Annotated in this window: 7 protein-coding genes; all 7 read left to right on the top strand. The window is 59.1% G+C overall.

Features of this window, described 5'->3' with window-relative positions; genetic code table 11:
* Positions 1-1,400, top strand: a 1,400-nt coding sequence (locus tag A3754_RS12465; protein ID WP_304439834.1) for a FimV/HubP family polar landmark protein, incomplete at its 5' end; no start/stop codon positions are given.
* Positions 1,401-1,578: 178 nt separating this feature from the next.
* A complete protein-coding gene (gene truA / locus A3754_RS12460; RefSeq protein ID WP_063519951.1) occupies positions 1,579-2,382 on the top strand; it encodes a tRNA pseudouridine(38-40) synthase TruA in 804 nt (267 codons plus the stop codon).
* A 73-nt stretch (positions 2,383-2,455) separates the two neighbouring features.
* Positions 2,456-3,112, top strand: a complete 657-nt coding sequence (locus tag A3754_RS12455) for a phosphoribosylanthranilate isomerase (RefSeq protein ID WP_063519950.1) — start codon at positions 2,456-2,458, stop codon at positions 3,110-3,112.
* Positions 3,105-4,316, top strand: coding sequence for a tryptophan synthase subunit beta (trpB, locus tag A3754_RS12450; protein WP_063519949.1), 1,212 nt, complete (start codon positions 3,105-3,107; stop codon positions 4,314-4,316). Before A3754_RS12455 ends, trpB begins: the two co-directional genes overlap by 8 nt.
* Positions 4,317-4,425: 109 nt before the next feature.
* Positions 4,426-5,229: a tryptophan synthase subunit alpha gene (gene trpA, locus A3754_RS12445; RefSeq protein WP_063519948.1), complete on the top strand. Its 804-nt coding sequence runs from the start codon at positions 4,426-4,428 to the stop codon at positions 5,227-5,229.
* Between the two features lie 12 nt (positions 5,230-5,241).
* Entirely contained in the window at positions 5,242-6,123 is an 882-nt protein-coding gene (gene accD, locus A3754_RS12440) for an acetyl-CoA carboxylase, carboxyltransferase subunit beta (protein ID WP_063519947.1), read from the top strand.
* The coding region (locus A3754_RS12435) for a folylpolyglutamate synthase/dihydrofolate synthase family protein (RefSeq protein ID WP_063519946.1) at positions 6,116-7,315 on the top strand (1,200 nt) is incomplete at its 3' end. The genes accD and A3754_RS12435, both read left to right, overlap by 8 nt.

The following is a 7,315-nucleotide window of genomic DNA, read 5'->3' as shown; positions in this document are numbered from 1 at the left end:
ATGAAGATGACGCTGCCGACGCACCGCCGGTACAAGGGCAGGGCGGTAGCCAGGATCCGCTGGAAGATGTGGAAGTGTATGTGGCCTACGGTCGCTACCCACAAGCCGTTGACTTCCTGCGCAACGAAATCAATAAATCACCGGAACGGGCAGACCTGAAAGTGCGTCTGCTGGAACTGCTGAAAGAAATGGGCGACGACGCAGCATTCCAGCAACAAGCAACCGCCTATGCCGGCACTGGTACTGAGGTGGACGCAGCCATTGCTCGTTTGGGTGGTGCGCCGGCTCCGTCGGGCGAGGATGATGAAGAGCTCTCCCTGGACGATCTGGAAATGGGCCTGTCCTCCGATCTGGATAACGAGCCGGCCAGTGCGCCGACCATTGAAGCGGAAGCGCCGTCTCTGGAGCCGGAAAGCACTGATGAGTTGGCGGATTTCGACTTTGAGCTGGATTCTGCAGAAGCCGACAACGATGACGCCACCGTCATGCTGGATGCGGACAGCGAGGCATCGCCTTCTTCTGCCAGTGCCCAGGACGATGATTTCAGCCTGGATTTCGACAGCGACGATGATGCGGCAAAAGAAGTGCCGGAAATGTCTGACGCGGACAAGCAGTCTCTGTCTGCTGACTCCCTGTTGGAGCTGGATGACGTTGGTAGCGCGACTCTGGAAGATGACACTGAATTCGGTGATCTGAGTCTGGATGAAATGAATGCGGAGTTCGATGATCTGTCTGCCGAACCGGCCGCTGACGAAGAGCTGGATTTGTCTCTGGATGATCTGGACTTGTCTGACGAAACCGGCGCGGCTCCACAGTCGACTGAAGATGACACCCTGGCAGATCTGGATATTGATCTGGAGCTGGACGAAGCTGAGAAGTCACTGGGTGGTTCCGCAGAGGGGGATGACTCTCTTGACGATATCACCTCGCTGGACCTGGATGCACCGCAAGAAGATGCGGCACCCATGGCTGACGCACAGATCGATGCGGACCAGGTGGCTGCTGCGGATGATGGCTCCCTGGAAGACCTGCTCGGCGATGACGACCTGAATCTGGATGACGATCAGACCTTGTCTTTCGATGCCCCTGAAGTGACTGACACTGAGGTCGCCGATGTGGAGGAGCCAACGGAAGAAGCCATGTCCATCGAGCCGGCTGCTGTGCCTGATGCTCCGGCGGATGACACCCCGGCGCCGTCCAGCGCTGACGTGTTGGCTGATGAGGATGACTTCGACTTCCTGGGTGAAACTGACGAGAACGCGACCAAGCTGGATCTCGCCAAAGCCTATATCGACATGGGTGATAACGAAGGCGCCAAGGATATCCTCAACGAAGTGATCTCTGAAGGTAACGACCAGCAGCAGTCCGAAGCCCGGGAGTTGCTCAGCCAAGTGGGCTAATCCCCCTCTCTCCCTAGGCAAAAAGGGGGCGATGCCTTATGGTATCGCCCCCTTTTTTTATGGCTTCTCCGTTCCCATCGATCGCTGAAGCCTGTGCCAATATTTCTGACGGGCACTGTGGGGAAGCCGCTGTTTGCGGTGAGCTGCGAAGAAGGCTTCTGTAACGACATGGTGGAACATGGCACGTATTGCGTTGGGTATTGAGTACGATGGCACGGGCTTTCGTGGCTGGCAGACACAGCAGCCCGGGGTGCGTACGGTCCAGGAGTGCCTGGAAGCGGCATTGAGCAAAGTCGCGAACCACCCGGTAGCCGTAGTGTGCGCGGGGCGAACGGACGCGGGTGTGCACGGTACCGGGCAGGTGGTGCATTTCGATTCCGATGCTCCCCGTGAGATGAAAAGCTGGATCATGGGCGCCAATACCAATCTGCCGCGGGACGTGACCGTACGGTGGGCGGTGCCGGTGGACGACGGGTTTCATGCGCGTTTTTCCGCGGTGAGCCGCCGCTACCGTTATGTCATCTATAACCATGCCCGCCCGCCGGCGCTGTATCGCAATCAGGTAACCTGGAATTACCGCCCGATGAATGTGGCCGCCATGCGCGAGGCGGCTGCGCACCTGGTGGGTGAGCACGACTTTACCGCCTACCGCAGCGTGCATTGTCAGGCAAAATCGCCATTGAAAACGATGCACAGCCTGACGCTCTACGAGCACGGCAAAGTGCTTGTGCTGGAAGCCCATGCTAACGCGTTCTTGATGCACATGGTGCGTAATATAGCCGGGGTGCTAATGAGCGTGGGAGCGGGCCAGAAGCCGCCAAGCTGGGCCAGGGAGGTTCTTGAGGGACGTGACCGCCGCAAAGGAGCAGCCACGGCACCGCCATTCGGCTTGTACCTGGTGGAAATCGAGTACCCGGACAGCTTTGCATTGCCGAAAGATTCGCTTGGGCCTCTGTGGCTACCGGATGACCTTCAGGCATAATGATTAAGAGCAGCACGCGGCATGCCTCAAGCACCACGCTAAAATCCCTGGTTTTTGTTACACTGGAGCACCCATGACCGTACCCCGGGTCAAAATCTGCGGTATTACCCGAATTGAAGATGCCCTGGCGGCGGCGAAGGCCGGTGCCGATGCAATTGGTCTGGTTTTCTATGGGCCCAGCCCCCGTGCAGTGACTGCGGCTCGCGCGGCGCAGATCTGCGCTAGCCTGCCCCCGTTTGTTACCACGGTGGCGCTTTTTGTGGATGCCCCCCGTGACCAGATCAACCGGGTGCTGGCCACCGTGCCGGTGGATGTACTGCAGTTCCATGGCAATGAAGACCCGCAGCACTGTGATAGTTTCGGGCGCCCCTGGATCAAGGCGGTGCGGATGAAGGACGACGTGGATTTGCATGAGTACGCGCAGGCGTACCGCAACGCGTCGGGGTTACTGGTAGATAGCTATGTGCCGGGGCTGCCAGGCGGCACCGGCGAAGTTTTCAACTGGGGCAGGGTTCCGAAAGACCTGCCCTTGCCCGTGGTGCTGGCCGGTGGCCTGCACCCGGAAAATGTGGCTGCAGCTGTGACACAGGTTCGGCCATGGGCGGTGGATGTGAGTGGTGGCGTTGAACAGAAGAATGTTCAGGGTCGCCGCAGCGGCGGCATCAAGGATGCCGCCGCCATTCGCGCCTTTATCAATAGTGTCAAAACACGAGGAGTAGCTGGTGTCTGAACGCCCTGATTTTTCTGCTTTTCCTGATGCACGTGGCCACTTTGGCCAATTTGGTGGCAGCTTTGTTTCCGAAACCCTGATGGGGGCTTTGGACGAACTGACCGCCATGTATGCGCGTCTCAAGGACGATCCGCAGTTCCGCGCGGATTTCGACTACGACCTGGCCCACTATGTGGGGCGCCCGTCTCCGCTGTACCTGGCAGAGCGATGGTCGAAGCAGCTCGGTGGCGCAAAGATCTGGCTCAAGCGTGAGGATCTCAACCACACCGGTGCACACAAGGTGAATAACACCATTGGTCAGGCGCTGTTGGCCAAGCACATGGGCAAACCCCGGGTCATTGCAGAAACCGGGGCCGGGCAGCACGGGGTGGCCACCGCCACGGTCGCGGCTCGCCTGGGTCTGACGTGTCAGGTGTACATGGGTGCCGAAGACGTGGAGCGCCAGAAGCTCAATGTTTATCGCATGAAGTTGCTGGGTGCAGAAGTGATTCCGGTGACCTCCGGTTCGCGGACCCTGAAAGACGCCATGAACGAAGCCATGCGTGACTGGGTCACCAACGTGGATGACACCTTCTACATCATCGGTACGGTAGCCGGCCCGCATCCTTACCCTCAGTTGGTGCGTGATTTCCAGTGCATTATCGGGCGTGAAGCCCGGGAGCAAAGCCTGAAGCAAGCCGGTCAGCTTCCTGATGCACTGGTGGCCTGCGTGGGCGGTGGCTCCAACGCTATCGGTCTGTTCCATCCGTTCCTCAACGATGAAGGCGTGGCCATGTATGGGGTGGAAGCGGCTGGAGACGGGATCGAAACTGGCCGTCATGCTGCGCCGCTGAGTGCGGGCCGCCCCGGTGTTCTGCATGGCAATCGCACTTATCTGATGGAAGACGACAACGGCCAGATTATCGAAACGCATTCCGTTTCGGCTGGTCTGGATTATCCCGGTGTGGGCCCCGAGCATTCCTGGCTCAAGGACATTGGTCGGGTGAATTATGTGGCCGCAGACGACCAGGAAGCCCTGTCGGCATTCCGTGAGCTAACCCAGGTGGAAGGCATTATGCCGGCACTGGAATCGGCCCACGCACTGGCGTATGCCCGTAAATTGGCGCCCACCATGTCACCGGACCAGAACATTGTGGTGAACCTGTCTGGCCGGGGCGACAAGGATATTCTGACCGTGGCCGCCATTGACGGGATCGAATTCTGATTCGATGTCAGGCGGTTGGCTTATAGCGGCCGGTGTCGTGTGGTCAAGCACGACACCGGCCCGGAAAGCCCGGAGGAGGGCTTTCCACTACCTGTTTTAAGGAGCAGAAATGCGTCGTATTGAAAGTTGCTTCCAGCGCCTCGCCGACCAGAAGCGCAAGGCCCTGATTCCTTTTGTGACCGCTGGTGATCCGGTAAAAGAAGTGACGGTGCCGCTGATGCACGCCATGGTAGACGCTGGCGCCGATATCATTGAGCTGGGCGTGCCGTTTTCCGATCCCATGGCGGACGGGCCAGTGATCCAGCTCGCCTGTGAGCGCGCGCTGGCGCACAACACGTCCACCCGCGATATCCTGGATATGGTGAAGACATTCCGCGAAACCAACGCGGATACGCCGGTGGTGCTGATGGGCTACCTGAATCCGGTGGAAGTCATGGGTTACGAGGCCTTTGCCAAAGCCGCAGCGCAGGCGGGTGTGGATGGGGTGCTGCTGGTTGATCTGCCGCCAGAGGAAGCGCTGGAAGTGAAACCGCTGATGGATGCCCAGGGCTTGGACATGATCTTCCTGGTCGCGCCTACCACCTCGGATGCTCGTATCAAGCTGATTGGCCAGGCCGGTTCTGGCTACCTGTATTACGTTTCCCTGAAAGGTGTCACCGGCTCCGCCACCCTGAATGTGGATGAAGTGGCGAGCCGGGTTGAAACAATTCGCAACCTTGCTCAATTGCCCATTGGTGTCGGCTTTGGTATCAAAGACGCTGAATCTGCGCAGGCGGTGAGCCGGGTAGCCGATGGTGTGGTCGTCGGTAGTGCCCTGGTAAACCAGATTGCTGAAAACAAGGACACCCCGAACGCGATTAATGACGCGGTTGGGGGTATTCTCAGCGCTATGCGTAACGCCATGGATCAATAACGGGACCTTTGCATGAGCAATAGCAACTGGCTGGAGAAAATCCTCCCCGCCGTACGTCGCCCCCAGGAAAGCCGGCGCAACAATATTCCTGAAGGGTTGTGGCGAAAGTGCCCGCGTTGTGAAGGGGTGGTCTATCGGCCAGAACTGGACCGCAACATGGATGTGTGTCCCAAGTGCGATCACCACTTGCGCATTGATGCGCGCCGTCGCCTCAAGCTGTTTCTGGATGAAGGTGCACAAACGGAGATTGGTGGTGAGCTGGCGCCAGTGGATCGTCTCAAGTTCAAGGACTCCAAGAAGTACAAAGATCGTTTGGTAGCAGCCCAAAAAGCCACAGAAGAAAAAGATGCCCTGGTCGTCTTGAAAGGAACGTTGCATGGTGAGCCGCTTGTGGCTTGCGCCTTTGAATTCAACTTCATGGGTGGCTCCATGGGCTCCGTGGTGGGCGAGCGTTTTGTCCGCGCGGTGAACGTGTGCCTGGAACAAAAAATGCCGTTGGTGTGCTTTGCTGCCAGTGGCGGGGCACGTATGCAGGAAGCCCTGTTCTCACTCATGCAGATGGCAAAAACCAGTGCCGCCCTGGAGAAGATGCGTCAGGCGGGCCTGCCTTTTATTTCTGTGTTGACCGATCCGGTCTATGGTGGCGTTTCCGCGTCACTGGCCATGCTGGGCGATGTGAATGTGGCAGAGCCCAACGCGTTGATCGGGTTTGCCGGCCCCCGGGTTATCGAGCAAACCGTGCGCCAGAAATTGCCTGAAGGCTTCCAGCGAAGTGAGTTTTTGCTCGATCATGGCGCCATCGACATGATCGTGTCCCGGCATGATATGCGTGACACCCTTCAACGTTTGCTGGCCAACATGATGGGCTGGTCGCCGCTGGCGCTGAATGACTGACACCTCTCTGCCTGATTCCCTGGCCGGGTGGCTATGCCGTATCGAGGCCATGCACCCGGCCGAGATCGAACTGGGCCTGGATCGGCTCCACGGCGTTGCTGCCCGCTTGGCGGTGGCGCATTTTCCCGTCCCCGTGATTACCGTTGCCGGCACCAATGGCAAAGGCTCCACACTGCGTTTAATGAGGGCGTTAGCTGAACGCCAGGGCCGCAAGGTCTGCCTGTATACCTCTCCGCATCTTCATGTGTTCAACGAACGGGTTCGCCTGCCTGAAGGTCTGGCCAGCGATGCGCAGTTATGTGCGGCGTTTGCCCAGGTGGAACAGGCCAGGGGAGGGGTGCCGCTCACCTATTTTGAATTTACCACGCTGGCGGCGCTCTGGTTGTTCAAGGCCAGTGCTGCTGACCTGATCCTGCTGGAAGTGGGCCTGGGTGGCCGACTGGATGCGGTCAATATTGTCGAACCCGACGTGTCTGTGGTGACGTCCGTAGGTCTTGATCACCAGGACTGGCTTGGCGATACCCGCGAGGCCATCGCTGCCGAGAAATGCGGCATTGGCCGGGCCGGCAAGCCGCTGGTATTTGGCGAAATGGACTGGCCGGACAACCTTGTTTCGCTGGCCGCAGGGCTTGATGCAAGAGCGGTGTTTGCCGGCCGGGACTTTCATGTCGAGGACGATGCGTTGGTTCTGTCAGGCGACCGACAGTTGCGTTTGCCCACGCAGGTGCGCCTGGGTGCTGACAATCTGGCCACGGCCTGCCAGGCCCTGGCTCTGGTAGGCATTGAGTGCGGCGATGCGGATGTGGTGGCGGTGGCTGAACTGGGTCTGTTTGGCCGTTGCGAACAGCAGCACATCGGTGGGGTGTCCTGTTGGTTTGATGTGGGCCACAATCTGCCGGCGGTGCAACGCTTTCTGCAGCAGCTGCCGCCCTGTACCGGGACCCGGCATCTGGTGTTCGGTATGATGGTCGATAAACCTGTTGATGCGGTGATTGGGCTATTTAACGGCATGGCTGTCCAGTGGTACCTGGCGGCACCGCAGATTCCCCGTGCGGCACCGACGGCAAGATTGCGAGAGGGACTGCCTGACACGGCGCAGTACCAGGAATATGCCAGTGTGGCGGCGGCTACTCGCGCCGCGCTGGGTGCGGCTGGTGGTGAGGACCAGGTGGTCGTCTTTGGTTCCTTTTAT

The organism is Alcanivorax sp. HI0083 (assembly GCF_001635175.1).
The sequence above is the reverse complement of the archived record's forward strand: the minus strand, read 5'-3'. Positions and strand labels throughout refer to the sequence as shown.